At 70.0% G+C, this 26,139-nt stretch carries 24 protein-coding genes and 3 pseudogenes; 17 read left to right on the forward strand and 10 right to left on the reverse strand.

The genetic code is table 11. The features are described from left to right. Positions 1–23: 23 nt before the first annotated feature. From J7E88_RS27345 to J7E88_RS27355, 3 genes are all read right to left on the reverse strand, one after another. Positions 24–1,436, reverse strand: coding sequence for an FAD-dependent oxidoreductase (locus J7E88_RS27345; RefSeq protein ID WP_374196329.1), 1,413 nt, complete (start codon positions 1,434–1,436; stop codon positions 24–26). Between the two features lie 64 nt (positions 1,437–1,500). After that, positions 1,501–2,673 carry a polysaccharide pyruvyl transferase family protein gene (locus tag J7E88_RS27350; RefSeq protein ID WP_215185693.1) on the reverse strand — a complete coding sequence of 391 codons (1,173 nt, stop codon included), beginning with the start codon at positions 2,671–2,673 and terminating at the stop codon, positions 1,501–1,503. A 367-nt stretch (positions 2,674–3,040) separates the two neighbouring features. Further along, positions 3,041–3,739: an alpha/beta fold hydrolase gene (locus tag J7E88_RS27355; protein WP_215185814.1), complete on the reverse strand. Its 699-nt coding sequence runs from the start codon at positions 3,737–3,739 to the stop codon at positions 3,041–3,043. 309 nt (positions 3,740–4,048) lie between these two features. Here J7E88_RS27355 and J7E88_RS27360 point away from each other — a divergent pair. After that, positions 4,049–4,419, forward strand: a pseudogene (locus tag J7E88_RS27360) (sugar phosphate isomerase/epimerase family protein); the annotation flags it as partial. Between the two features lie 89 nt (positions 4,420–4,508). On the opposite strand, the gene J7E88_RS36305 reads toward J7E88_RS27360, so the two are convergent. Next, positions 4,509–4,874, reverse strand: coding sequence for a hypothetical protein (locus J7E88_RS36305; protein ID WP_251023296.1), 366 nt, complete (start codon positions 4,872–4,874; stop codon positions 4,509–4,511). A 68-nt stretch (positions 4,875–4,942) separates the two neighbouring features. After that, positions 4,943–5,314 (reverse strand): annotated as a pseudogene (locus tag J7E88_RS37520) (SDR family oxidoreductase); the annotation flags it as partial. Positions 5,315–5,673: 359 nt separating this feature from the next. On the opposite strand from J7E88_RS37520, the gene J7E88_RS27370 reads away from it, so the two are divergent. Both J7E88_RS27370 and J7E88_RS27375 read left to right on the forward strand, forming a co-directional pair. Continuing rightward, positions 5,674–6,159, forward strand: coding sequence for an ester cyclase (locus J7E88_RS27370; RefSeq protein WP_215185697.1), 486 nt, complete (start codon positions 5,674–5,676; stop codon positions 6,157–6,159). Beyond that, entirely contained in the window at positions 6,156–6,650 is a 495-nt protein-coding gene (locus tag J7E88_RS27375; RefSeq protein ID WP_215185699.1) for a DUF3237 domain-containing protein, read from the forward strand. Before J7E88_RS27370 ends, J7E88_RS27375 begins: the two co-directional genes overlap by 4 nt. Positions 6,651–6,824: 174 nt before the next feature. Here the strand turns inward: J7E88_RS27375 and J7E88_RS27380 are convergent, their stop codons facing one another. After that, positions 6,825–7,235, reverse strand: a complete 411-nt coding sequence (locus tag J7E88_RS27380; RefSeq protein WP_215185701.1) for a Fur family transcriptional regulator — start codon at positions 7,233–7,235, stop codon at positions 6,825–6,827. Between the two features lie 428 nt (positions 7,236–7,663). Here J7E88_RS27380 and katG point away from each other — a divergent pair, with 428 nt between their 5' ends. The 7 genes from katG (at position 7,664) to J7E88_RS27415 (ending at position 16,423) form a co-directional block, all read left to right on the forward strand. Beyond that, positions 7,664–9,895, forward strand: a complete 2,232-nt coding sequence (gene katG, locus J7E88_RS27385; protein WP_215185703.1) for a catalase/peroxidase HPI — start codon at positions 7,664–7,666, stop codon at positions 9,893–9,895. A gap of 210 nt (positions 9,896–10,105) precedes the next feature. Then, the gene (locus J7E88_RS27390) at positions 10,106–11,206 is read left to right on the forward strand and encodes a M20/M25/M40 family metallo-hydrolase (RefSeq protein WP_215185705.1); all 1,101 of its coding nucleotides are present in this window, start codon (positions 10,106–10,108) and stop codon (positions 11,204–11,206) included. Between the two features lie 319 nt (positions 11,207–11,525). Further along, the gene (locus J7E88_RS27395) at positions 11,526–11,960 is read left to right on the forward strand and encodes an Rrf2 family transcriptional regulator (protein ID WP_215185707.1); all 435 of its coding nucleotides are present in this window, start codon (positions 11,526–11,528) and stop codon (positions 11,958–11,960) included. A 105-nt stretch (positions 11,961–12,065) separates the two neighbouring features. Further along, a complete protein-coding gene (locus J7E88_RS27400; RefSeq protein ID WP_308307631.1) occupies positions 12,066–13,262 on the forward strand; it encodes an MFS transporter in 1,197 nt (398 codons plus the stop codon). Positions 13,263–13,306: 44 nt separating this feature from the next. Beyond that, complete coding sequence (locus J7E88_RS27405) at positions 13,307–13,810, forward strand: GNAT family N-acetyltransferase (protein ID WP_215185709.1); 504 nt, start codon at positions 13,307–13,309, stop codon at positions 13,808–13,810. 352 nt (positions 13,811–14,162) lie between these two features. Continuing rightward, a complete protein-coding gene (locus J7E88_RS27410) occupies positions 14,163–15,578 on the forward strand; it encodes a DEAD/DEAH box helicase (RefSeq protein ID WP_215185711.1) in 1,416 nt (471 codons plus the stop codon). A 107-nt stretch (positions 15,579–15,685) separates the two neighbouring features. After that, positions 15,686–16,423, forward strand: coding sequence for a cyclopropane-fatty-acyl-phospholipid synthase family protein (locus J7E88_RS27415; RefSeq protein ID WP_215185713.1), 738 nt, complete (start codon positions 15,686–15,688; stop codon positions 16,421–16,423). 80 nt (positions 16,424–16,503) lie between these two features. On the opposite strand, the gene J7E88_RS27420 is transcribed toward J7E88_RS27415, so the two are convergent. Then, positions 16,504–17,274 carry a UbiA family prenyltransferase gene (locus J7E88_RS27420; protein WP_308307632.1) on the reverse strand — a complete coding sequence of 257 codons (771 nt, stop codon included), beginning with the start codon at positions 17,272–17,274 and terminating at the stop codon, positions 16,504–16,506. Between the two features lie 134 nt (positions 17,275–17,408). Here J7E88_RS27420 and J7E88_RS27425 point away from each other — a divergent pair, with 134 nt between their 5' ends. Genes J7E88_RS27425 through J7E88_RS27435 form a run of 3 tightly spaced genes read left to right on the forward strand, consistent with a single transcriptional unit; the run spans position 17,409 to position 20,066 of the window. Then, on the forward strand, positions 17,409–18,512 hold the full coding sequence (locus J7E88_RS27425; RefSeq protein WP_215185717.1) for a type III polyketide synthase: 1,104 nt from the start codon (positions 17,409–17,411) through the stop codon (positions 18,510–18,512). Between the two features lie 10 nt (positions 18,513–18,522). Beyond that, complete coding sequence (locus tag J7E88_RS27430) at positions 18,523–19,038, forward strand: isoprenylcysteine carboxyl methyltransferase family protein (RefSeq protein ID WP_215185719.1); 516 nt, start codon at positions 18,523–18,525, stop codon at positions 19,036–19,038. Beyond that, complete coding sequence (locus tag J7E88_RS27435; protein ID WP_215185721.1) at positions 19,035–20,066, forward strand: NAD(P)/FAD-dependent oxidoreductase; 1,032 nt, start codon at positions 19,035–19,037, stop codon at positions 20,064–20,066. The genes J7E88_RS27430 and J7E88_RS27435 overlap by 4 nt, the downstream gene beginning before the upstream one ends. Before the next feature lie 133 nt (positions 20,067–20,199). On the opposite strand, the gene J7E88_RS27440 is transcribed toward J7E88_RS27435, so the two are convergent. Together J7E88_RS27440 and J7E88_RS27445 are read right to left on the reverse strand one after the other, a co-directional pair. Continuing rightward, the gene (locus J7E88_RS27440) at positions 20,200–21,378 is read right to left on the reverse strand and encodes a cation:proton antiporter (RefSeq protein WP_215185723.1); all 1,179 of its coding nucleotides are present in this window, start codon (positions 21,376–21,378) and stop codon (positions 20,200–20,202) included. Positions 21,379–21,382: 4 nt separating this feature from the next. Further along, a complete protein-coding gene (locus tag J7E88_RS27445; RefSeq protein WP_215185725.1) occupies positions 21,383–21,862 on the reverse strand; it encodes a cation:proton antiporter regulatory subunit in 480 nt (159 codons plus the stop codon). Between the two features lie 271 nt (positions 21,863–22,133). Here J7E88_RS27445 and J7E88_RS27450 point away from each other — a divergent pair, with 271 nt between their 5' ends. After that, positions 22,134–22,424: a hypothetical protein gene (locus J7E88_RS27450; RefSeq protein ID WP_215185727.1), complete on the forward strand. Its 291-nt coding sequence runs from the start codon at positions 22,134–22,136 to the stop codon at positions 22,422–22,424. Here the strand turns inward: J7E88_RS27450 and J7E88_RS36310 are convergent. Further along, a complete protein-coding gene (locus J7E88_RS36310; RefSeq protein ID WP_251023297.1) occupies positions 22,316–22,930 on the reverse strand; it encodes a hypothetical protein in 615 nt (204 codons plus the stop codon). The two genes, J7E88_RS27450 and J7E88_RS36310, sit on opposite strands and share 109 nt — an antisense overlap. Positions 22,931–23,109: 179 nt before the next feature. Here J7E88_RS36310 and J7E88_RS27455 point away from each other — a divergent pair, with 179 nt between their 5' ends. From J7E88_RS27455 to J7E88_RS27465, 3 genes and pseudogenes are all read left to right on the forward strand, one after another. After that, complete coding sequence (locus J7E88_RS27455; RefSeq protein WP_308307633.1) at positions 23,110–23,454, forward strand: STAS domain-containing protein; 345 nt, start codon at positions 23,110–23,112, stop codon at positions 23,452–23,454. Positions 23,455–23,602: 148 nt separating this feature from the next. Further along, positions 23,603–23,866, forward strand: a pseudogene (locus tag J7E88_RS36315) (PfkB family carbohydrate kinase); the annotation flags it as partial. A 110-nt stretch (positions 23,867–23,976) separates the two neighbouring features. Further along, on the forward strand, positions 23,977–26,097 hold the full coding sequence (locus tag J7E88_RS27465; protein WP_215185731.1) for a pentapeptide repeat-containing protein: 2,121 nt from the start codon (positions 23,977–23,979) through the stop codon (positions 26,095–26,097). Positions 26,098–26,139 lie beyond the last annotated feature (42 nt).

Genomic DNA, 26,139 nt, shown 5'->3' on the forward strand with positions numbered 1-26,139 from the left:
CTTGGCAACGGACCGACCGCACCTCAGTGGAGTCTTGCCCCCTGCGAGCGGAGCTCTTCCTGGACCGCGTTCGCCGGGATGTCCGGGGGGCGTTGGCCCTGGGCTACGGCGAGGGCCGCGCAGACGCCCGCTGCCTGACCGGTGGCCATCGAGATCGGCATGACACGGTAGGACGAGTGGGCCACGTGGTCGCCCGATATGCAGCGGCCGGCGACGAGGACCCGGTTCACCTCCCGGGGGAAGAGGCAGCGCAGGGGGATGTCGTAGGACTCGCCACGCGGTACGCGTTTGAGCGTCGTGCCGCGACCGCTCGGGTTGTGGATGTCCACCGGGTAGGCGCCGCGGGCGATGACGTCCCCGAACTTGCGGGCCGTCAGCACGTCCTCGCCCGTCAGCTGGTACTCGCCGACGATCCGGCGCGTCTCACGGACACCGACCTGGACGCCGCTCTGCACGACATACGAGTCGGCGAATCCCGGCACGCGGCTGCGCAGGAAGCGTGCGATCTGAGCCATCTGGCGGTGAGCGGTGAATTCGGCGCGGGTGAGGTCCCAGACGCTGGTGCCCAGCACCTCGGTGACGCGGGTCGAGTTGACCGCCACTTCGCCGGTGTTGGGGGTGGCGAAGAACAGCATGTCCTCGCGCGGCAGGTCGAGTTCGCCCGCGTCGGTGGCGGCGCGGACCAGGTCCCACAGCCCGTGCACCCCCTTCCACTGATCCGGGTGGGAGCGGGCGTACGCGGCGAATCCCTCGTGGTCGAAGCGGACCATGCGGAACATCAGCGTCATGGGCTGCGTCCAGCCGTCCTCCGGTCGGCCGATCTCGTACGCGGCCCCGGCCGCGGCGGCGATGTCGCCGTCTCCCGTGCAATCGACGATCACATCCGCATCGATGACGACCGGCCCCGACTTGGTCTCGAACACCGCCCGGACGCGGTCGTCGGGCGCCTGGCAGACGCCGGAGGCGAACGCGTGCAGCAGCGTGCGGACCTCGTGGGTCTCCAACATCTCGTACAGGACCAGCTTGAACAGCTCCGCGTCGAAGGGCACCGTGTAGCCGGTGTCCAGCGAGGGTCGGATCGCCGCTCCGGCACGCACCAACTGCTCCAGCAGCACCCACAGCACGCCGCCCACGACCGGCTCGCCCTCCCCGTGATCGGGCGGCAGCAGCCGTGCGGAATCACCGGCAACGGCCTGCTTGACCTCGTTGTGGAAACTCATCAGCGGCATGACCAGCGCCGCGGTGGCGTTGCCACCGAGGAATCCGTACCGCTCGACGAGGGTCACCTGCGCGCCCGCGTTCGCGGCGCCGAGGGCCGCACCGATGCCGGCCGGTCCCCCGCCGACCACGAGTACCTGCGTCGAGCCCGCGTGCAGAGCCTGGCGCGGGGGCAGCTCGACGCTCCGGGGGACGCGGGGCGGCATCAGGTAGGACACGGTTCCTCCGTGGGAGTAAGTGGCGTGACGGCTCAGCCGATCGGGGCTGCGCCGGCGGGACGGCTCAGCCGATCGGGGCTGCGACCGTCGGCATGGTGCTACGGACGAGGGTGCGGGGGGCGGTGCGGTCGAGGTAGGCCAGGAGGCGGTCACCGGTCTCGGCTGCCCTCAGTTTCATCGCCGCCGTCCGAGCGACCGTGTGAGCCGCGCGGGCGGGCCGCTCGTCCCACAGGCGGTCCACTTCCGCCAGGAGCAGTCCCGCGGTCTCCCTGACCACACCGCGCAAGGCGGGTGCGCCGATCTGCTGGGCGAAGTCGAAGACCTTTCCCGCGTAAGGCAGGGGCAGCAGGGGAATCCCCGCGAGCGCGGCGAAGATCAGGAAGTGCAGCCTCATGCCGATGGCGAGGTCCAGCTGCTTGACGATGTCGAGGACCTGCTGCGGGTGGTAGCTGCCGCGCAGCACCGTGCAGCGATCGGCTTCGGCCATGTGCGACACCACCCCGTGCGCGTGCCGGATGTCGTCGCGTTCCATCGGGACGAAGACGACATGGGCCTCCAGCCGGTGGACGAGGAAGTCGCCGACACTGGCGAGAAGTTGGTGGTAGCCGTCCTCGTCCAGGTGCTCGGCCGCGCGGCCGGGTTCCCGCACGCTCATCCCCACCAGTCGCACCCCCTGCGGCACGGCCTCGGCCCGCAGGAGTTCGCCACCGCAGTCCCCGGGTTCGAGCAGCAGTGCCGGGTCGGCGGTGACCGTGATGGGCCGGGTCAGCCCCGCCTCTTCCAGCACCAGCTTCGACTCCTCGTCGCGGACCGTCACCTCCGCGGCGTCGGAGAGCGTGGCACGGATCCACGCGCAGTCCGCTTCGTCGGTGAGCGGACCGGCGCCTATGGCATAGGTGAAGAGGGGGACGCCGAGATCCTGTGCGGTCCGGGCCAGCCGCAGATAGCGGCGCGCCTCGGTGTTGTAGAGGATCCCGCCGCCACCGAGTACGAGCACACTCAGCCGGCGCAGGTGCTCGGAGATGCCCTCCCTGCACACGCCCTCCCAGCCGACCACCTCGACATCCGGATGCATGGTGCGGCTGTGGTCGGGACTGCGGGAGAAGAGAACGAGCCGAGCGTCCGGGCGCCCGCCCCGAATGCGGTCCAGCATGGCGGTGAGGATCGCCTCGTCGCCCACGTTGCGTCCCCCGTAGGATCCCAGCACCCCTACGGTCACGCTGCTACGGTCGCCCATGATCGGCCCCCTCACGAGGTTCACCGGAGATGGTCCCCATGGCTCGGGTGGAGGAAAGACAGCACCTCTACGGCTCCGGCCGTTACCGAGGGTGCCGCCGGCCCCGAGCCGATGGGGCCCACGTCCTGTCCGAACTGCTCTCTTCGCGTACTTCTCCACAGTTCACCCGATGGGGAGATTTACGCATCTCGGGACGAAGGAATGGGTTCGAGTCCGTGCCGGGGCCTCGCCACAGCCCCCGGGGCGGCACAAGCATCGCGTATCCGCCTGCCCCGACCGACGCCTGTGCGCGGCAGATGACGTCGGCCACGTGCCGGAACGGCGACACCTCACCCGGGGGCTCGGACCTTGCGCCGTGCGAGTGGTGTCAGGCCCCCGCCGCATCGAGGAGGATCCGCGCCAGCTCACGCGGCTGGGAGAACATCGGCCAGTGACCGGTTTCCATTTCAACCACGCGCCACTGCCCGCCGGTCCCGAGCTCGGCCACGTCGGCCTTCGGCTCAGCACCGCCCAGCAGGCAGGTGATGTACGTCCCCGGCAGCTCGGCGACAGGACATGTCAGTACGGCCGGCTCGGTCAGCGTGGCGCCGGGATGAGGCGTCGAGCCACCCATGATCCGGTCGATCTGCTCATCGGTCAGACCGTGGCCGTAGTAGCCGGCGCGATCAGGCGGCATCCAGAAGCCGCCGTTCTCGGCGATCGCCGCCTTCACGAACCTGCCGCCGTCCGGCCAGCTGGACAGGCACGATTGTCCCTGGGCCGGAACAGGGCCGTCGATGAACACCACGCAGGCGAGCCGGCCGCAGATCCGCCCGGCGGCCTGACCGACGGGGATGCTCGCATAGCTGTGTCCGACCAGAACGACGTCGTGGAGATCAAGACCTTCGACCTCCCCGACGATGTCCTGAACGTGGGTCTGCCGTCCCGCCCGCACGCGCTGCTTTTCCGCGAGTCCGGACAGCGTCACCGGATGAGCGCCGTGGCCGGCCGCACGCAGCTCCGGCACCACCTCGTCCCAAGCCCAGGATCCGAGCCACGCGCCTGCCGCGAGCACGAAATCAGCCATGAACGAACCGTAGCGCCATCGTGTGACGATCCCCGAGGAGCCGCCGCGTGAGGCCTGGTCACCGGGTGGAGGCGACGGCCGCGGCCGCACTGCAGCGGCCGTGAACCCGAGGCCGGAGCGCTGACGCCGCACCCGGCCATCGATCCATGAACAGGACGGCATCATGCGGTCGACGGTTTCCCGCGGGGTGCCGGCTGCTGTGCGCCCCTGCGCCTCGCTCAGTGCGAACAGTCGCGGCGGACAGCCCGCCGTGCTCGCGCACCACGACCCGGGTCCCGGGCCGACAGGTGAGCCACGTACCGACATGGTGAGCGGCAGGCCGCCGTACGGTACTGGAAGCGGTTGATCGAGATCGCGTCCGACCTCGAATGCCCATGGATGAACGCGGAGTTCAACGGGCGGCCGGACAAGGCCGCCGAGAGCGAGGCCGCCTTCCGGCGCTCGCTGGAGGAACTGCTGCCCCTCTTCGAACGCGAGGACATCGCCCTCGACCTGGAGGCGCACCCGGACGACTTCTGCGAGGAGAACACCGCCGCGGTCGACCTCGTCCGCGCGATCAACAAGCGCTGGGTGTGCTGCGCGAGCGGAACTTCGACGGGGTCGCCACAGCATGCGTCTTCGCCCGGGAGGAGCGGGCGCGGGAGTCGTCGTCCTTCATGCTGGAGCGCATCGCGAAGGAGCCGCCGGATGAAGCTCGGCATGAAGCTCGGCGTCTCTTTGCGTCGCTCGGACCGGACTGCGCCGAGACCAACGCGGTTTCGGTGCCGTGTCACTCGGGCGGGTGGCTGCGCAGCCATGCGGACCAGGTGAGGGTGCCGCGGCGGCCGGTCGGGCAGGTGAGGTCGCGGGCGGCCTGCCCGAGCCGGTCGGGCACCGGCAGCCTCACGACCGGGCGGCGCCGGCCGCGGATCTGCTGCCACTGCGAGACGAGGTCGCCGAAGGTGAGCAGTTCCGGCCCGCCGAAGTCTTCGCACTGCCCGCCCGGCCCGTCGGCGACGCGCTGGGCCACGTACGCGGCGAAGTCGCCGGAATCAACCGGCTGGGTCTCGATGGCCGTGGGCAGCGGCAGCAGGGGAACCCGGGCAGCCTTGCCCAGCATGCGGTCGGCCAGCCAGTGGAACTGGGTGGCCCGCAACACCGACCAGGGAACTTCCCCGCACGCACCAGCTCCTCGGCTTCGTGCTTCAGCCGCAGATACGGCAGGCGCGGCCGGTCGACTCCGACGATGGACACGTAGGCGAAATGGCCGACTCCGGCCCTGGCTGCCTCGTCGAGCAGCCGGTGTGTGCCGTGGACGTCTACGTCCGGCGGGCTACGCCAGAAGTCGGTCGGCAGGAGGTAGCCACGCCGCGCGGCCGGTGACCACGTGGCGGCATGCACCACGGTACGGACCCCCGACACCGCCTCCCGGATCCCGGCCCCGGCCCCGGCGGCAAGATCCCCCCGCACCCACTCGACGTCGGGGTCGGTGCCGCGGGAGCGGGCGAGCACGCGCACCCGATAGCCGGGCTTCAACAGGCCGATCAGGTCCCGCCCCAGATGCCCGGTCCCACCCGTGACCAGAACGGTGTCCATGGGCAGCACCTCCGGAGAACAAGCGGCTCTGTGGCCCGACTGTGTCACCCCGCCAGTGCAGCGGCATGCCCGGTCACCCGTCAGTGGTCACCGCGGCCCGACCGGACGGCCGAGCCATCGGGCAGCGACGGCAGGCCCCGGAAAGAGCGCGCGAGTTCAGCCGCCGGCGGCTGCCGAGGCGCAGGAAGGGTGGCAACCCGTTGCCGGAGGCAGCGCTCTGCGGTCGGAACCCTGCCCGCCTGGGGCAGAGCCCCGATGTCGGCGGCCGGCCGAGTTGCCGCTTCACGCCTTGCCAAACAATACGATCGGTCGTACGTTCAGTTCGGCAACCGCAACCGCCGAACGGGAAGGTGCGCACATTGAACGGCCATCGGATGTTGGAGCTGGCGCAGGCGCTCGCCGTCGCCAAGAGCCGGCGGGACGTGCCCGCGGCCATGGAACTCTGCCACCCCGACATGGTGTTGGAAGCCCCGGCCGTGGGCACGACGGCCCGCGGGACTGCCGCGAACGAGAAGGCGCTGACCAGGTTCTTCGCCACCTTTCCCGACTACGACGTCACTCTGCAGGGACACGCCGACAACGGCGACACGCTGATCTGCTGGGGAACTGCGCAAATGACCATGACCGGCGACCGGTTCGGCGTGGTCCCCAACGGCAGGCGGGCCGAGTTGCCGGTATTCATCCAGTTCGCCTTCAAGGACGGCCTGATCGCCCGCGAGCGGTTCTTCTTCGACCTGTCGGCGCTCTGTGCCCAGTCGGGCGTCTCGACGGACGCGGTCCGCCGCAAGGTGTTCGGCGCCACCGGCCTGCCCGTGTCGCCCGGCCAGGAGGGCGGTAGGACATGACGTCGGACCCGCGAGTGAAGGCCATCGCCGAGATCAGAACGGAGCACCTGTTCGACATCGTGGTCGATCTGAATCCCCGGCTGGACACCGGTGCCGGGCCGATCGGGCGGCGAGTCCTCTTCGGCGCGGCCGGCGGATCGTTCGACGGCCCGAGACTGCGAGGTGAGGTGCTGACCGGCGGCGGTGACTGGGCGTTGTTCCGATCCGATGGAGTGATGACACTGGACGTCCGGCTGATCCTGCGCACGCACGACGATCACCTCGTGCACATGACGTACGGCGGACGCTGGGTCACCCCGGCCGAACTGCGCACCGCGATGGCCGATCCCGCCACCAGACACCGGGTCGATCCCGCCCGCTACTACTTCCGGACAAACCCGCTCTTCGAAACGGGAGCGCAGCCGTACGCCTGGCTCAACGACATCGTCTGCGTGGGGTCGGGATACCTCGTCGAAGGCGGCATCGCCTACAAGGTCGCACAAGTCATGTGAACGCGACACTCGTCAGGAACGTTGTCCATCAAGCGCGTTGCAGAAGGTCGGGGCGGGCAGCGAGCAACCCGCACGGTTCGCCGCAGACCGGCGCGATCACGAGTCATAGGCATGCCTTGACCGCACGGGCGGACGCCCTGGTCGAGCCTGGCTCGCGCAGCCGGTCAAGAAGTATCAGGCGCAGGAGGGGCACAGACCGCGGTAAGTGACCTCGGCCTCGGACACCGTGAAGCCGAACCGTTCCTCCGCCGGGAGGTCGGCCAGCGGATTTCCGGTCGGGTGGACATCGCGGATCGTGCCGCAGCGGGAGCACACCAAGTGCTGGTGCGGGTGGTGTGCGTTGGGGTCGTAGCGCTTGGCGCGCCCGTCGGTGGCGACCTCCATGACCTCACCGAGGGAGACCAGTTCGCCCAGGGTGTTGTAGACGGTCGCCCGGGAGATCTCGGGCAGTCGCCGTGCCGCGCGGGCGTGGACCTCGTCGGCCGTGAGGTGCACGTGGTCGCCGTCGAGGACCTCGGCCACGACACGCCGCTGGGAGGTCACCCGCCAGCCACGGCCTCGCAGTCGCTCCAGCAGGTCACTCATATGGGTTCACCCATTCAGGCTTGGCGGAATACCCGAAGTTTACCGGTCGATGTCCGGGTCCTCATTGCACAGAGATCAGGTGAGCTTCTTGACCTGGACTGTGTCCATCGTAGGATCGGTTCCGGCGATAGCCAAGGGAGCAGGAGCCTCCAGCACGGCAGGAGACGGAGACATGACGGGACCACCGCCGACCAGCAACTTGGTGGCGAGTTGCGGCTGATGGGCCCGTGTCGCGCTGCTCGTGTCGCATCCGCGGCACCTCTCTCCCAGTCGTGCCCGGAGCCCTCCGCGCGCTCCCCGCGAGGGGACCCGTATGCCGGATGAAGCCGGTCGGCAGCCCGGCCCCGTTCGAGGAACGCCCGTGCCCCGACTGTTCCACCGCCAGCGATTACTGAGCACCACAATCCGCCCCGTCGGAAAGGATTCCCATGTCCGAGAACCCTGATGCAATCGTCACAGACGCGAAAACGGAGGGCGGAGGTGGCTGCCCGGTCGCGCACGGGCGCGCCCCGCACCCGACGCAGGGCGGGGGAAACCGCCAGTGGTGGTCGGAGCGGCTCAATCTGAAGATTCTTGCCAAGAACCCCGCCGTGGCCAACCCCCTCGGCCAGGAGTTCGACTACGCCGCGGCGTTCACGTCACTCGATCTCGCAGCAGTGAAGCGGGACATCGCGGAGGTGCTGACAACCTCCCAGGACTGGTGGCCCGCCGACTTCGGCCACTACGGCCCGTTCATGATCCGGATGGCCTGGCACAGCGCGGGCACCTACCGGATCAGCGACGGCCGAGGCGGCGCGGGCGCCGGCCAGCAGCGCTTCGCCCCCCTCAACAGCTGGCCGGACAACGGGAATCTCGACAAGGCCCGCCGCCTGCTGTGGCCGGTCAAGAAGAAGTACGGCCAGAACATCTCGTGGGCCGACCTCATGATTCTCGCGGGCAACGTCGCCCTGGAGTCGATGGGTTTCAAGACCTTCGGCTTCGCCGGCGGTCGTGCGGACGTCTGGGAGCCCGAGGAGGACGTCTACTGGGGTCCCGAGTCCACTTGGCTCGGCGACGAGCGCTACACCGGCGACCGGGAGCTGGAGAACCCGCTCGGCGCGGTCCAGATGGGCCTCATCTACGTCAACCCGGAGGGTCCGAACGGCACCCCGGACCCGCTCGCCGCAGCCCGCGACATCCGTGAGACGTTCCGCCGGATGGCGATGAACGACGAGGAGACGGTCGCCCTGATCGCGGGCGGTCACACCTTCGGCAAGACCCACGGCGCGGGCCCGGCGGACGCTGTCGGCCCCGACCCCGAGGCCGCCCCGATCGAGGAGCAGGGCCTCGGCTGGAGGAACAGCCACGGCACCGGCAAGGGCGGCGACACGATCACCAGCGGTCTCGAGGGAATCTGGACGAACACCCCGACCGCATGGGACAACAGCTTCTTCGAGATTCTCTTCGGCTACGAGTGGGAGCTGTTCAAGAGCCCCGCCGGGGCGCACCAGTGGAGGCCGAAGGACGGCGGCGGCACGGGTACGGTTCCCGACGCCCATGACCCGTCGAAGAGCCACGCCCCGACGATGCTGACGACCGACCTCTCGCTCCGGTTCGACCCGGCGTACGAGCAGATCTCGCGGCGCTTCCTCGAAAACCCCGACGAGTTCGAGGACGCCTTCGCCCGGGCGTGGTTCAAACTGACCCATCGCGACATGGGCCCGGTCGTGCGCTACCTCGGCCCGGAGGTCCCGAGCGAGACCCTGCTGTGGCAGGACCCCCTCCCCGAGGTCACGCACGCGCTCGTCGACGCCGAGGACATCGCCGCCCTCAAGCGCCAGATCCTCGGCCAGGACCTGTCGGTGTCCCAGCTCGTGTCCACCGCGTGGGCCTCGGCCTCGACCTTCCGGGGCAGCGACAAGCGCGGCGGCGCCAACGGTGCGCGCATCCGCCTCCAGCCGCAGAGCGGGTGGGAGGTCAACGACCCCGACCAGCTGGCGACGGTGCTGCGCACCCTGGAGGGGGTCCGGCAGTCCTTCAACGCCGCCCAGACCGGCGGCAAGCAGATCTCGCTCGCCGATCTGATCGTGCTCGCCGGTGCTGCCGCCGTCGAACAGGCTGCCAAGGACGCGGGCTTCGACGTCCAGGTTCCCTTCACGCCGGGCCGCGTCGACGCGTCGCAGGAGCAGACCGACGTGGAGTCGTTCGCCGCGCTCGAGCCGACGGCCGACGGGTTCCGCAACTACCTCGGGAAGGGCAACCGGCTGCCGGCCGAGTACCTGTTGCTCGACCGGGCCAACCTGCTGACCCTGAGCGCCCCCGAGATGACGGTCCTCGTCGGTGGCCTCCGCGTCCTGGGAACGAACTACCAGCAGTCGCCGCTCGGCGTCTTCACCACAACCCCGGGGTCGCTGACCAACGACTTCTTCGTCAACCTGCTCGATCTGGGCACGACGTGGAAGGCGACGTCCGAGGACGCGAACACGTTCGAGGGCCGCGACGCCGCCACGGGCGAGGTCAAGTGGACGGGCAGCCGTGCCGACCTCGTCTTCGGGTCGAACTCCGAGCTGCGCGCGCTCGCGGAGGTCTACGCGAGCGATGACGCGAAGGAGAAGTTCGTGAACGAGTTCGTCGCGGCGTGGGACAAGGTGATGAACCTCGACCGGTTCGACCTCGTCTGACCATGACGTCCAGGCCGGCCGGTACCGGCCGGCCTGGACGTTCTGCGTCGCGTGGCGTCGCGAACCAGTACGGCGCCGGCTGCCCGAGCACGGAGCATGACCGCCACGGCCGACCTGGGCAGCACGGTGGAACGCAGAGTGCCCGCACTGTCCGCGTGTGGGGGTCGATGCGGCGCCAGTCGGCCACGGCGTGCCGACTAGCCTTGCACCATGACGACGCACAAGACCGTCCAAGTGAGTGTTGAGGCGATGCTTGAGGACCTCAAAACACTCGTCGAGATCGAGTCTCCATCGCGCGATCTCGACGCCTTGACGGTATCGGCCAAAGCTGTCGCCGCTGTCATCGAGAGCCGCCTCGGCGGCCAGGCCGTGCTCATTGAAAGCGAAGCCGGGCCGCACGTCCACTGGTCAGCTGGTGGCGATCCCCACGTACTGATCCTCGGTCACCATGACACGGTGTTTCCGCTCGGCACCCTTGAACGCCGCCCGTTCATGGTCGAAGACGGGCATGCGACCGGTCCCGGGGTCTTTGACATGCTTGGCGGTCTGGTACAGGCAGTTCATGGCCTGGCGACGCTCGATGACCGGTCAGGCGTCGAGATCCTGGTGACCGCCGACGAAGAGGTCGGCTCCCGCTCCTCTCGAGCTCTCATCGAAGAACGAGCCCTTGCTTGCGGCTCTGTACTCGTTCTCGAGGGCGCCGCTGATGGTGGCGCGCTGAAGACCGGCCGTAAAGGCTGCGGCACGTTCCGCGTCTCTGTGACGGGCCGTGCGTCGCACGCGGGCCTTGAGCCCGCAGCCGGGGTCAACGCGCTGATCGAAGCAGCACACCAGGTACTGGACATCGCAGCGCTCGGCCGACCGGACATCGGCACGACTGTCACCCCGACCGTCGCGTCCGCAGGCACCCTCGACAACGTCGTTCCCGCAGCGGCGACCGTCGTCGTCGACGTCCGCGTCGAGGCGGCCGGCGAGAAAGAACGCATCGAATCCGCGTTCGCGGCACTGTCTCCGCATCTCGACGAGGCGGAGATCACGGTTCAGGGAGCCGTCAGCCGACCCCCGATGCCCGAGTCGGCGTCGGCCGAGCTCTTTGCGGTGGCCAAGCGGCTGCTTCCCGACCTCGAAGGCAAGGCAGTCGGCGGCGGAAGTGACGGCAACTTCACGGCCGCGCTGGGTGTGCCGACACTTGACGGCCTTGGAGCAGTCGGGGGCGGTGCCCACGCCGACCACGAGTACCTGGTGATCGAAGCCATGGCCGAGCGGGCGAACCTCGTTGCTGGACTGGTGGACGCGATGCGTCACGCATAGGAACGCGAACATGTGAGTTCCTCGGATGAACGGCGGTTGCTGATCGGCCAGTTGAGGTCCCCGGAGCGCCTCACCACGCGGGAAGGAAGCCCGCGTGCGGGTCCGGCTCCACGCCTCGCCGCCGACGAAGCTGCGGGCGGACTCGTGTCCTTCGAGGGTGCGGTCGCATGCGTACTCGCGCAACCGTGTCGCAGTCGCTGCGGTGATTCACGGAGGTCGGGCGTCGGACTGCAGGTACGGCTGGACATGCGAACCCGTGTCGTAACAGTATTAGTTGCGACACGGGTGACGTCGACGACTTCGGATGGCGGGAGGTCTCATGAGCACGAGCAGTCGCATGACCGTGGCCACGCACACACTCACCTGGATGGCATGGGTCTGTCCCAAGCGCCCCGACGGCATCGTGACATCCGACCAGATCGCCGCCAGCGTCAACACCAACCCTGTTGTCATCCGCCGCACCCTTGGAAGTCTGCGCGACGCGGGTCTGGTTGAGTCGCAGCGGGGTCAGGGCGCGGGCTGGCGGCTGGCCCGCGCTCCGGAATCGATCACCTTGAGGGACGTCTACCTCGCCGTCGAGCGCGATCCGCTCATCGCGCTGCACGCCGCGCCCCCCAATCAGGAGTGCCCCGTCGGGCGGGGCATCCCACCAGTGCTGCGAGAGGTGTACGACCGCGCAGCGGAGTCGATGAAAGCCGAACTGGCAACCGTCACCGTCGCCGACGTGGCGAGAGAGACGGTTCCCCACCCCTGAGCCAGCCCCCGCAATCGCTGTCGGCCGGTCCTCCCGGACCGGCCTCTCTTCGGGCCTTTGTCGTAACCATTCCTGTTACATCCAATCTCTGGAGGTCCCCTCATCGTGAACCGATCACTCGTCGTCCTGGCCGCCGGAATGTTCGCCATCGGCACCGACAGCTTCGTCATCGCCGGCATCCTGCCGGACGCAGCGCACTCCCTCGGTGTCGCGGTCGGCACCGCCGGCTGGCTGCTCACCGCCTACGCCTTCACCTATGCCGTCCTCGGCCCCGTCATGGCAGCGCTCACCACCCGTTGGCCGCGCCGAAGCCTGTTTCTCGCCGGGTTCGCCATCTTCACCACTGGCAACCTCGTCACCGCCTTCGCTCCGGCCTTCGGCGTGGCCCTGGCCGCGCGGGCGCTCGCCGGGCTCGGCGGCGCCATGGTCACTCCCGCCGCCGTCGCCGCGGCCACCGCGCTCGCGCCACCGGAGCGTCGCGGCCGCGCCATCGCCGCAGTCATGACCGGCCTCAGTGCCGCGACCGCGCTCGGGGCGCCCATCGGCACGGCGATCGCCGGCCTTACCGGTAACTGGCGGGCCACCATGCTGTTCGTCTCCGCGCTCGGAGTGCTGGCCGCCGCAGGCACAGCCCTGCTCCTGCGCCCGATACCAACACCCCCGGCAGTGCCGCTGCGCACCCGCGTTGCTCCGCTCGCCGACAGCCGCATCGGCCTGACCCTGCTGACCACCCTCCTCGTCTACACCGGTCTGTACACCGTCTACTCCTTCATCGGCGAAAGCCTCGACCGCGCCACCGGCGGCAGCGGCACTACCCTTGCTGCACTGCTGTTCGTGTGGGGACTGGCCGCCACCGCCGGAACTCTCGGCTCGGGCCGTCTGATCGACCGCTTCGGCCACCGGCGCATCATCAATGCCGCGATCACCGTGGCCGCTGTCGACTTTGCACTGCTGCCGTGGACGAGCGCACATCTGCCCTCCGCCATCGCGGCACTCCTCTTGTGGGGTGTCTGCGGATGGGGACTCCTGGCACCGCAGACCCATCGCCTGATCACCGCCATGCCGACGGCGGCACCTCTGCTCACCGGCCTCGCCTCAGCCATGGTCTACGTCGGCGTCTCGGTCGCCCCCCTGGTCGGGCAGACGGGGATGGCCTGGTTCGGCGCGCACTGGCTCGGTCCCGTCGGTGCAGCGTTCATCGCGCTCGGCCTCGGGGCGGCGGAAGCGGCGCACGCCGTCATCCACCGACACGCGAGGCACAACGCGCCCACGGCACAGTCTCAGCCATTGCAGTCCAAGTAGCGCACTGCCCTCACAACCCCGTCGAAAGCAAGGACTGAACGACAGTGATCACCACAGAACGCCTCCGGCTGCGCCCGCTCACCGTCGCCGACACCGACTGGTGGGTGCATCTCCACGCCGATGAGGAGATCAACCGGTTCGTCGGCAGCTACACCAAAGAGCAGGCCGCAACACGCCTGCACGAGATACAGCAGCAGTGGGCTCAGCGCGGTCATGGACTGTGCGCCGTCGAACTGCGCAACACAGGCCAAGTGATCGGCCGCTGCGGCCTGAACTGGTGGGAGCAGTTCGGCGAGACCGAGATCGGCTGGACCTTCGCCCGCGCCCATTGGGGGCGGGGCTATGCCACGGAAGCGGCCCGAGCGGTCCTCACGTGGGGCTTCGGGCCCCTGAGGCTCAGGCAGATCACCGCCATGATCCATCACGGCAACACTGCCTCTTCCGCCGTCGCTCAGCGCCTCGGATTCACGCGCCTACGCGAGGACGAGGTCCTCGGCCGCCCCTGCACCATCTACGCCCTGGCCCGGGACGACTTCTCTTCCCTCTGAACAACAGAAAGGCGACGGCCTGGCCCGGCCGACTGGTCCTGCGCATCCCACATCCCGCATCCCGCATCCCGGAGCGCTCAGCGCTCCACCTGACGATCGCGTTCTGGCTGAGCCGCGCCGCCCGACAGGCCCGGGCGGTGCCCGTCGCGGTTGGTTTGCGGATTCGTACGCAGCGTGGGGCACCGGGATGCACGAGGGCGAGGTCTTCGGGCAGACCCGACGGAGGACGGGCAGACCGGCTGAAGCCAAATGGTTCGATGGTAAAATGTGTATACGCTTCGACGTTCCTGGGGCCCGCACCAAGGGGTGCGGGCCCCGGCTCGTTCCGGCGCCAGACCACGGAAGGGCCCCCATGAACGCGAAGTCGTCAGCCCCTGGGCACAGCAGTGCCGACAAGACCCAGCGGGCAACGGCGCCGCGGGGCGAACTCTCGGCGGAGACGCTGACGCCCGGTTCGCCGCCCGCCGAGTCCTTCGCCGAACTGGGGCTGCCGCCGGAGGTGGTGCAGGTGATGACCGGCCACGCGGTGACGGAGCCGTTCCCGATCCAGGCGGCCACCCTGCCCGACGCGCTGGCCGGCCGGGACATCCTCGGCCGCGCGCGGACCGGCTCGGGCAAGACCCTCGCCTTCGGGCTGGCCCTGCTCGTCCGTACGGCAGGCCGGCGCGCCGAGCCGAAGCAGCCGCTCGGGCTGGTCCTGGTACCGACTCGCGAACTCGCGCAGCAGGTGAGCGACGTGCTGGCACCGTACGCGCTGGCGCTGAAGCTCAGGCTCGCGACGGTGGTCGGCGGGGTGTCGATCGGGAGGCAGACAGCCTTGATGCGGGCCGGCGCCGATGTGGTCATCGCGACACCGGGGCGGCTGACCGACCTGGTAGAGCGCCGGGACTGCCGCCTCGACCAGGTGCGGATCACGGTGCTGGACGAGGCGGACCAGATGTGCGACATGGGGTTCCTGCCGCAGGTGTCGCAGCTCTTGGATCGGGTGCGTCCCGAGGGGCAGCGGATGCTGTTCTCGGCCACGCTCGACCGCAACATCGACCATCTGGTCCGGCGCTACCTCCACGACCCGGTACTCGCCACGGTCGACCGGGCGGCAGGCGCGGTCACCACGATGGAGCACCACGTGCTGCACATCCACCCCGCGGACAAGTACGCGACCGCCACGGAAATCGCTGCCCGGGACGGCCGGGTGCTGATGTTCCTGGACACCAAGCTCGGCGTCGACCAGTTCACCCGCCATCTGCGCAGCAGCGGTATCCGGGCCTCCGCCCTGCACAGCGGGAAGTCGCAGCCGCAGCGTACGCACACGCTCGCACAGTTCAAGAACGGTGACGTCACCGTGCTGGTGGCCACCAACGTCGCCGCACGCGGCATCCACGTCGACGCGCTCGACCTCGTCGTCAACGTCGACCCGCCCGCCGACCCCAAGGACTACCTCCACCGGGGCGGCCGCACCGCACGCGCCGGCGAGTCGGGCAGCGTGGTCACCCTCGTCACCCCGAACCAGCGGCGTGACGTGAACCGGATGATGTCCGACGCCGGGATCCGGCCGACGGTCACACAGGTGCGCTCCGGCGAGGAGAAGCTGACCAGCATCACGGGAGCGAAGCGCCCGCCCACCGGAGGCAAGGCCACCGGCGGCAACGCGCCCTTCCTCGGCCTGGGCACCCGGCCGGGCCGCTCCCCGAAGGAATCCCGCAAGAGCGCCGAAGCCCGCAAGACCGCGGAAGCCCGCAAAGCCGCCCGGATACGCAGAGGCCACTGACAAGCCAGGAGCGGGCAGTCAGGACGGCGGAGGAACGGACCGGGCAGCGTCCCGTCTCCGGAGGAAAAGCAGGTGCGCGTAGCCTTGGGCCCTGTCAGGCTCCGCCGGTGAACCGTGAACAGATCTCCCGGCTTGCTCATGCGGATCACCCGATCGCGGCCCCACTCGACGACGACTCGGTGCGCCGCTTGCTGGAACGCGGCATCACACGCGGCGATGAGCGGGTACTCGACCTCGGCTGCGGCGGAGGAGAGTGGCTCGGGCGTGCCCTGACCGCGCACCCGCAGCTGAGGGCCGACGGCGTGGACATCTGCGAGGGCTCGTTGGCGCATGCTCGTGAGACCGCACGGATCCTCGGCGTTCAAGAGCGCCTCGTCCTCCACCACGGGGACGCCGCCGAGTTCACCGCCTCACACGCGTTCGACCTGGTGATCAGCGTCGGGGCCGCGCATGCCTTCGGCGGCCTGCCCGCCACCCTCGCGGCGGCACGCAAGCATCTGGCACCCGGTGGGCGCGTCCTGATCGGTGACGGGTTCTGGGCACGCGAGCCCACCCCCGAGGCCGTTGAGATGCTCGGGGACCTCACCGACCTGCCGACCACCATGGACCGCGTCGTCGCTGAGGGGTGGACACCCGCCTACGGGCACATCAGCACACGCCGAGAGCTTGACGCGTACGAATGGGCCTGGACAGGGTCGCTGGCCTCATGGGCCCTCGACCATCCCGACGATCCGGACAGTCCAAAGGCGCTCGCGGCAGCCACGACGCATCGCGACGAATGGCTGCGTGTCTACCGGGACGCCTTCGGATTCGTCTGCCTGATCCTGCGCCCGACGTCCGACTGAGCGGACGAGGGCCCGTCTTCGACGTCGCGCCAACGAATCATGATCACGGCCCTCCTTCGCGGGCAGCGGACTTCCTGGTGTCAGACGATGTGCGCGCCGCTCAGCAGCAGCTGTGCCAGCGCCAGCCCGGCCACCGTGATCGCGGCCCGGAACGGCCACCTGTCGCTGCCGTGCCGCATGGCGGTACCGGCCATCGCCGTACACGCGGCCACGGCCGCAACCGCCCAGGCAAGGACTCCGGGTGTGCCCGGAGGCTTTGAGGTGAGCACGGTGAGGGCAGTCAGCATCACCGCGGGAGCGAGCCACCGGCACGCGGTGGCGCCCAGGCGTTGCGGCAGGCCTCGGACACCGGTCGCGAGGTCGTCGTCGATGTCGGGGAGGACGTTGACGAGATGCGCCCCGACTCCGAGCAGGGCGCTCCCGGCCGACACCCACCAGGCAGGCCACGGCTGGGACGGCAGTCCGAGCGTCACGAACGCGGGCAAGGAGGCGAATCCGAGGGCGTAGGGAAGCGGGGACAGCACAGTGCCCTTCAGGAAGAGGTTGTAGGCCCAGCCGCCGGCCAGCACTCCCGCCAGGTGCACCGTCGCCGCCGAGGCTCCGCCGAGCAGCGACAGCGGCACACAGACGATCAGCGCCGCCACAGCCGCCATGGCCACCACGCGCGGTGCCAGTGCGCCGGCCGCCACCGGTTTGTCCCAGCGGCCGGTGGCCGCGTCCCGCCGCGCGTCGACCGCGTCGTTGCACCACCCCACCGAGAGCTGTCCGGCCAGCACCGCGGCCCCGACGCCCACGGAACCGGCCGGTCCGCGGCCGGCCGACACCGCGAGCGCGGTCACGAACACCGTCACGGCGACCGTCGGCTCCGGATGACACGCGCGCAGCAACACTGGTAGCCGGTGTGTCGCCCGCGGGGCAGTCGCAGGGCGGTATAGAGACACGGGTACAACGTAGTCACCGCACCGAACGTGAGGAGACATCCGGTATGCGTGTCCCCGCGCTCGACGAAGACGCCCCTGCCCAGTCCTTCGCCTCCGACCGGACCACCGCCCTCGTCGCTGTGCACACCGCCCTGCCGGCGCACCGGTACGCCCAGAACGACCTCACCGAACTGATCGGCGACCTGTGCCTGCCGCCGGGCCAGGACCGCGCGTTGCTGCGCCGCCTGCACCGCTCGGCCGGGGTGCGTACCCGTCACCTCGCCCTGCCCATCGAACGGTATCCGGGACTCACCGACTTCGGACAGGCCAACGCCGCCTGGATGAGGGCCGGTCTGGAGCTCGGCGAGGAGGCACTGGCCGGTGCCCTCGACAGCGCCGGGATCACGCCCTCGGATGTGGACCTGCTCGTCTGCACGTCCATCACGGGAATTGCCGCTCCCTCACTCGACGCCCGCCTCGCCGTTCGCATGGGCATGCGGCCCGACGTCAAGAGGATCCCCGTGTTCGGCCTGGGCTGTGTCGCGGGCGCCGCCGGCCTCGGCCGGCTCAACGACTACCTGCGCGGCCATCCGGACGACACCGCTGTGCTGCTCAGCGTCGAACTCTGTTCCCTGACACTGCAGCAGCGCGACGGATCGCTCGCCAACCTCGTCGCCGGGGCCCTCTTCGGCGACGGTGCGGCGGCCGTCGTCGCACGCGGCGGCCGGGCGGCGGGGCCGGAGGTGGTGGGCACCCGGGGCCGCCTGTACCCGGACACCGAACATCTGCTGGGCTGGAAAATCGGCGCCAGTGGCTTCCGCGTCGTCGTCGACGCCGGCATCCCCGACATCGTCCGGGCCCACCTCGGCCCGGACCTGCGAGCCTTTCTCGCCGCCCATGGCCTCGGACCGGACGACATCGGCACCTGGATCTGCCACCCCGGAGGACCCAAGGTGCTCGCCGCGGTCGCCGACACGCTCCACCTGCCGGAAGGTGCACTGGACTCCGCCTGGCGCTCGCTGGCCAGCGTGGGGAACATGTCCTCCGCCTCGGTGCTCAGACTTCTCGAGGACATCGGCAGGACCGGGTGCCCGAAACCCGGTACCTGGGGCGTGCTCCTCGCCATGGGACCGGGGTTCTGCGCCGAATTCGTCCTCCTGCGCTGGTGAGGAACCGCTGATGCTCTGGTACACCCTTCTCGTTCTCGCCATCGCTGCGGAACGCTGCATCGAACTCGTCGTGGCCCGGCGCAACGCCGCCTGGACTCTCGCCCGTGCCGGCGTGGAACACGGCCGCGGACACTACCCCGTCATGGTGGCCCTTCACACCGCTCTGCTCGTGGGCTGCCTGATCGAGCCGGTGCTCGGTGGCCGACCGTTCCTCCCCGCCCTCGGCTGGCCCATGCTGGGCATCGTCGTTTTGGCCCAGGCGCTGCGGTGGTGGTGCATCGCGACACTCGGACCGTACTGGAACACCCGCGTCATCGTCGTGCCCGGAGCGCGCCTGGTCCGTGCAGGCCCCTACCGTTTCGCGCGCCACCCCAACTACGTGGCCGTCGTGGCGGAGATCGCCGCCCTGCCACTGGTGCACTCGGCGTGGCTGACCGCCACCGTGATCACCACGGCCAACGCAGTGCTGCTCGGCGTCCGTGTCCACTGCGAGAACACCGCCCTCGCCGGGGCGGCGGCGGCATGAAAGCGGCCCACGACCTCCTGATCGCCGGAGGGGGGCCCGCCGGACTGGCGACCGCTCTGCACGCCGTGCGGGCAGGCTTCGACGTCGTCGTGGCCGAGCCGCGCAGAGCGCCGGTGGACAAAGCGTGCGGCGAGGGACTCATGCCCGGCGCGGTGCGGGCGCTGCGGGCACTCGGTGTGACGGTGCCCGGCCAGCCCCTCGCCGGCATCCGCTACGTACAGGACGGGCGGGGGGTTCAGGCGGCGTTCCGGCAGGGCCCCGGCCTCGGCGTGCGCCGTACCAGCCTCCATTTGGCACTCCATACGGCGGTCGTGGAGGCGGGAGTCCCCGTACTGCCCCTCCGCGTCTCGGGCGTGCGCCAGGACGCGACGGGAGTGACCGCATCAGGTACTGGCCTGCGCGCCAGATGGCTGATCGCCGCGGACGGCCTCCACTCGCCGGTACGGCGGTCGCTCGGCCTGGCGACCACCAGCCGGGGCACGCCCCGGTACGGACTGCGCCGGCACTACGCCGTGGCGCCGCAATCGCCGTACGTCGAAGTCCACTGGGCGCCGCAGGGGGAGGCCTATGTGACGCCGCTCGGTCCCCGGCTTCTGGGCCTGGCCCTTCTGACGTCCTGGCGCTCGCCGTTCGACACACAGCTGGCCGGATTCCGCCAACTGGCCGCCCGGCTCCCCGCCGAGGCGGCTGTCACGGACGTGCGGGGCGCGGGCCCGCTGCGCCAAATGGCCAGCACGCGCGTCCACGGACGCGTGCTGCTCGTGGGTGACGCCGCCGGATACATCGATGCGCTGACCGGGGAAGGCCTCTCGCTGGCCCTGACGGGTGCCGAAGTCCTGGTCGACCATCTGCGCCGCGGTGCACCCGCCGGTTACGAGTCCGCCTGGAAAGCCGCGACCCGGCGCCACCGGCTTCTGACCGACTGTCTTGTACGGGCTCGGCAGCAGCCCCGACTGGCCCAGCTGATCGTTCCCGCGGCCGAGCGGCTCCCACGCCTCTTCGCCACCGCGGTGAACGCACTGGCGTGACCACCGGCCCGGAACGCAGGCCCATGTGACCGCGGGCGTCAGCTCGGACCTGTGCCCTGCTGTCGCCCGCCGCTTGCTTTCATGACGCTCTTCCGGCCGGCCTCCGAGAGGCGCTGCGATCAATCAATCAATGCTACGGGGGCCTGTCGGCCTCGGCGCCGGGCGTGGGCCGGGGCGTGAGCGGGGTGGTCCCGGCCATGCGGGTGAGCAGGGGACCCGCGATGGCGAGGATGAAGACATACGCGGTCACCAGCGGGCCGAGTCTGTCGTGCATCGTCCCGACGAGTCCGACGATGACGAGGGAGAACTCGCCGCGTGCGATGAGTACCGTTCCGGCGCGCAGCCGGCCTCGGCGGCCCACCTGGTCGCGTGCGGCGGCGTACCGGCCGGTGAACACTTTCGTGGCTATGGTGACCGCGGCGAGCGCGAGTGCGGCGGGAAGAGCGGGCAGCAGGTCGCCCGGGTCGATGGACAGCCCGATGGCCAGGAAGAACACGGCGGCGAAGAGATCACGCAAGGGGCTGAGCACGGCGCGTGTGCGGATCGCGGTCTCACCGGTGAGGGTGAGTCCGACGAGGAAGGCGCCGACGGCGGCCGAGGCGTGAACGAATTCGGCCAGTGCGGCGACGATCAGCGTCAGGCCGAGCACCCTGAGCAGCAGCTGCTCGGCGTCGGGGTGGGAGACGAGCCTTCCCAGGTGGTGCCCCCACCGGTAGGAGATGGTGAACGCGGCCAGCACCGCCCCCACGGCGGCGAGCACACTCAGGACCGCCTGCCACCACACGCCGCCGGACGCCATGACGGCGAGGACCGGTAGGTAGACGGCCATCGCGCAGTCCTCGATGACCAGCAGGGACAGAACGGCGGGTGTTTCCCGGTTGCCCAGCCGGCGCAGGTCGGCCAGCAGGCGGGCAGCGATTCCGGAGGAGGAGATGTACGTGGCGCCGGCCAGCGCGAGGATCCCGACGCCGTCCATGCCCAGCAGCCAGCCGGCCACCGCGCCGGGTGCGGCGTTCAGCACCAGATCGACCAGAGCCGACGGTACGTGCCGCCGCAAACCCACCACGAACTCGGCGAGGGAGAATTCCAGGCCGAGGGCGAGCAGGAGCAGGATCACGCCGATCGCGGCACCGGTCTCGACGAATTCCCCGGCGGCGGGGACCGGGGCAATTCCTCCTTCCCCCACGGCGAACCCGGCGAGCAGATACAGCGGAATGGGTGAGAGGTTGAAGCGCCGCGCCACTGTCCCCAGCACGCTCAAGGCGGCAAGGATCACACCCAGTTCCAGCAGCAGCGCGACCGGGGTAGCCACGTGCTCAGCCCCGGATGATCTGTTCCACGCCCGCGATGCCCTCGTGCGTACCGATCACGACCAAGACGTCGCCGCCCAGGAGAACCTCCTGCGGCGTGGGTGAAGCAATCACCTCATCGCCCCGCACGATCGCGACGATCGACGCTCCGGTCAGTGTCCGCGCTCGCGTGGCGCCGAGGGGTCGGCCGTCGTACGCACTGCCCGACCGCACCTCGACCTGCCCGGACAACAGTCCCGGCACCTCCTTGGTGAGGTCCGCGAACCGCTCCGCGATGCGCGGGGCGCCAAGGATCTCCGCGACCGTATCGGCCTCCTCACTGTTCAGCTGAAGGACCGCCCGGCCCTCGTCCGGGTCTTCTCCCGCGTAGACGACCAGCTCGAAGTCACCGGTGCGCCGAGCGACCACACCCACCCGGTCCCCCCGGCGACTGGTGAACTCATAGCGCAGGCCCACACCGGGCAGCAGCACCTCGGTGACATCCATGCGCCCATCATCGAGCGACGCCGCGGGGTCGGCACCCGAGGAGGGGCCAGGCGGGGGCAGGGCCGTGTCCAGGAGGCAGCGGTCGCCTTCACCGGGCGCCGGCGAAGGCGGGTCCAACGGTCGATCCAGCACGCGGACAAGATCCGATGCACCTGCTGACGAACCTCCGCCCTGCCGACGGAAGTTCGCTGTCCCGACCCCCCGCGGCCTGCCACACCCTCACCGGTAGGATCGGCACACAATTTGAACCCGTTCAAAGGGGGATCAGGTCATGCCTGAGCCGACTGTGTCCGACCGAACCGACTCACCCGCCGTCGCCCTGGGCCCCACCTCACTTGTGCTCGGCGCCCTCTCCGCCGTAGGCGCATGGGTGCCCGCACTCGCATTCGTCACGCTCCCATGGGGGTTCATCGCCGGAGCCCTCGCCGTCACCTTCGGCACATCGGGCATCTACTACGCCCGCCACGGCGACGGCCGCATGTGGACCGCCGCCGCGGGAACCACCCTCGGCACCATCGGACTCACCGGAACCGTCACTCTCATCTGGGCGTTCACGGCATGAGCTCTGGTCTTCCTCGTCACCGGCGGCACCCGTGACGTCGCCGTTCTCGGAGCTCCCGAACCGTGTGCCGGCTCGTTACGGGCCGGCGGACCCATCCCGTGCAGGTGGGCGGGCAGGCGGAAGTTGATTCGCGCCCCACCGCCCTCGTCCGCCGGCGGCAGGGGCCGGCGGCGACGGGGCCACACATCGTTCGGAGCGCTGCCGGGCGCTTCGGCTTCCCCGTACGGCTCTCGCACGGGCGGTGGCGTCACCACCAACTCGGGGTCGAGCCCGCGCAGCCCTACCTCGACCGAGCCCGGGGCCACCTCGACCGAGCCCGGGGCCACGTCACCGGCGACCTCCGCCATCGCGGCGGACGGCGCGTTCAGCAGGGTGAGCCGGGCGGCCGACTCCACAAGCGCGGTGAGCCGCTCGGCCAGGGCGCGGACTTCGTCGCCGGCCGCGTCCGCGGCCACGGAGAGCTCATGACGGAGGTGGTCGACGCACTGAGCCCACAGCGCCACCATGGCACCATAGTGGCGTCAATGCAAAGCATTGTGGCACCTTTGTGGTGACTCACAACGCCATTCCGGCGGTGACGCCAGTCCGAGGGCGTGGTGGCCGTCGCGGTTGGGACGCCTTTCGCCGGCGCACGCTTATCGCCTGGGACAATGAAGACGCACAGGACGCTTTCTAGGAGGTCGCCGTGGCAACGGAATCGCACTCCGCCGCAGTGCCCCAGACTCCTGACGTCACCATCACCATGTCGGACGGCCGAAGAGCTGTCCTCGCCTTCTCCGGGGAGCTGCACGCGCACATGGTGCTGGAGCTGGAAGAACTACTCATGGACCAGCGACTGCGTGACGCCCGGGAGTGGGTACTGGAGATGGAGAACCTGAAGAGCATCGACCTGGCATGCGCCTACGCCCTGCTGCGGGCGCAAACGCGCCTGCCCGCGACCGCCACGGTGCACATCCGCGGTGCCCGGCGCGACGTCCAGCGGACCCTGCGCCACACCGGAGTCGATGCGATCGCCACGATCGAGGAGTGACGGACCGGGCGTGCCCGTCCCGAGATCGTGGTGTGATGCCCTGGTGCGCCAGGCTCCGCCCCCGGTCGGCGCGGGCCGGGTTCCCGAGAGGAACGCCCATGAGCTCCGGCATCGATGTTCTCGTCCTGGGAGGCGCCGGGGTCACACCATCACACCCCCGGCACCGGTGGTGGACACCAACGGCGCCGGCGACGCCGTCGCGTCCGGCTTCCTCTTCGGCTGGCCGGCCGGCGAGCCACCGCACCGGTGCGGCCTGCACGGCGCGGTGGCCGGAGCCTACGCCTGCACCGTGCCGTCGACGCAGACCGACTCGGTCTCCCGCGATGAACTCCTCCTCCTCGTCGCGGAGTTGGAGTCGACGACATCGACGCCGCGGTCGGTTCACGTCGGCGCAGTCGAGGGGCTCGCGTAGCCTGCCGAGGCCGGCTGGAGCCGCACGCGAGACAATGCCGTACAGCGTGCCGTTCGCCATGGCGATCGCGGGACGGCAACCGAACGGCCGCGTCAAAGGTCCTCTCCGACATGGCACCCGTCTCCTCCTCCCCGGCCTGGCCCCACTGCGGCCAGGGCACAACCGCCGGCGATCCGGTCGGCTGCATCGGGCATTCCGTCGATCCGTACAGCGCCTGCCTGGCTCACCTCACAGACACCGAACGCGACGCGTACTTCGCCGCGTTGGCCCCTGGCGGTGACATCGACCTCCGGGGCACCACGCTCGATGCCGCTCTCCTGGACCGTCTGCACGACGCCGTTCGCGAACCGTCCACCGGTCGGCCGGTGTTCGGCGCTGCGCAGTTCGAATCGGTGACGTTCTCGGACGACACCTTGTTCAACTCGGTGACGTTCACCGGCATTGCCTCCTTCGAGTCGGCGGCCTTCGACGGGATCGTGCTGCTCGACGCCGTGCTGTTCAGCCGTGAGGTCCGGTTCGATTCAGCGACGTTCCGCCGTGACGCCTTGTTCGACGCGGTGAGGTTCAACGACGGGGCGTCGTTCGATGCAGCGACCTTTGAGGGCGTTGCCGCGTTCGAGTCGGTGGCCTTCGCTGGTAACGTCTCGTTCGCTTCCGCGGCGTTCGGCGGTGGCACCGCCTTCAACTCGGTGGCGTTCGACGGCCATTGCTGGTTCGATTTTGCGCAGTTCGAGGGCGACGACGTTCTGTTCACCTCGGTGACCTTCGCGGGAGGTGCCTGGTTCAGGTCGGTGACGTTCGGCACCGATGCCTCGTTCGAGTCGGTGTCCTTCGACGGGATCGCCCTGTTCGGATCGGCTCGATTCGGCGGAGCCGCTTCGTTCGAGTCGGCTCGTTTCGCCGACACGGCCCGGTTCGGTTCGGCGGCCTTCACCGGTGTTGCCTCCTTCGAGTCCGCGGCCTTTGGCGGTGTCACCTCGTTCGAGTCGGTGACCTTCGGCGGCGACGCCCTGTTCTCAGGGGCGGCGTTCGCCCGCGACGCCTGGTTCGACAAGGCCGGGTTCCGCGGCAACGTCGCTTTCGGCGCGGCCACGGTGGGCGGTGATGCCGGGTTCGACGAGGCCGCCTTCGACCGGGCGGCGATGGTGGGGCCGCTGGTGTGCGCGGGGCAGGTGACGCTCGCCGGGACCGTGTTCGGCGGCCCAGTCACCATCGCTCTCGCGGCCCGGCGCGTGGTGTGCCGCCGCACGCGGTGGTCCTCCGCGGCGGCGCTGGAGGTGCGGTACGCCACGGTCGATTTCGCGCACGCGGTGTTCGAGTACCCGCTCAGCATCTCCGCCGCGGCGGATCCCTTTCTGCTGCCGGACGGTCGCGGGGTGGACGAGTCGGCGCTCGCCCAGGGGTCGGGACCAGTGGTGCGCATCTCCTCGCTGCGCGGCGTCGATGCCGCCCACCTGGTCCTCGCCGATGTCGACCTGTCGCGCTGCCTGCTGACCGGAACGGTGCATCTGGACCAACTGCGACTGGAGGGCACGTGCACTTTCGCCGAGGTCCCGCCACGTCGCCGATGGCGTCCGGTGAGGTTCACCGCGCGCCGGACGCTCGCGGAGGAGCAGCACTGGCGCGCAACGCACCGCTCGCCGACGCGCGGTTGGGACGTGGCCGTGTTCGGTGCGGGCGATGCCCGGCCCGCGTCGCTGGCGCCGGTGTACCGGCAGCTGCGGAAGTCCTTCGAGGACAGCAAGAACGAACCCGGCGCGGCCGACTTCTACTACGGCGAGATGGAGATGCGCCGGCACGACCCGGGGACCCCCAGGGCCGAGCGCGGCCTGCTCAACGTCTACTGGGCCGTGTCCGGGTACGGGCTGCGGGCGCTGCGCGCCGTGAGCTGGCTGGGGCTGACCGTCCTGGCGACGCTGCTGGTGATGATGCTGTGGGGGCTGCCGAAGGACGACCCGAAGCCGGTGTCGAAGGGGACGGTCACCGGCCAGGAGGTCAGCCTGACGACCGATACGCCGAAGCCGGTCAACCCGGACAGCGGCTACCTGGACCGGCTCTCGTCCGACCGGTTCGAGAAGAGCCTGCGCGTCGTGGTCAACTCGGTGATCTTCCGCTCCTCGGGTCAGAACCTGACCACGACCGGCACCTACACCGAGATGCTCGCGCGCCTCACCGAACCGGTCCTGCTCGGCCTCGCGGTGCTCGCCGTGCGGGGGCGCGTCAAGCGGTAGTCCGTCGCCGTGCTCGTCACGCGCCGGTCGGGCCGTCGGCCG

Origin of the sequence: Streptomyces sp. ISL-10 (assembly GCF_018614575.1) — a bacterium.
In the GTDB taxonomy this organism is placed as follows: Bacteria; Actinomycetota; Actinomycetes; order Streptomycetales; family Streptomycetaceae; genus Streptomyces.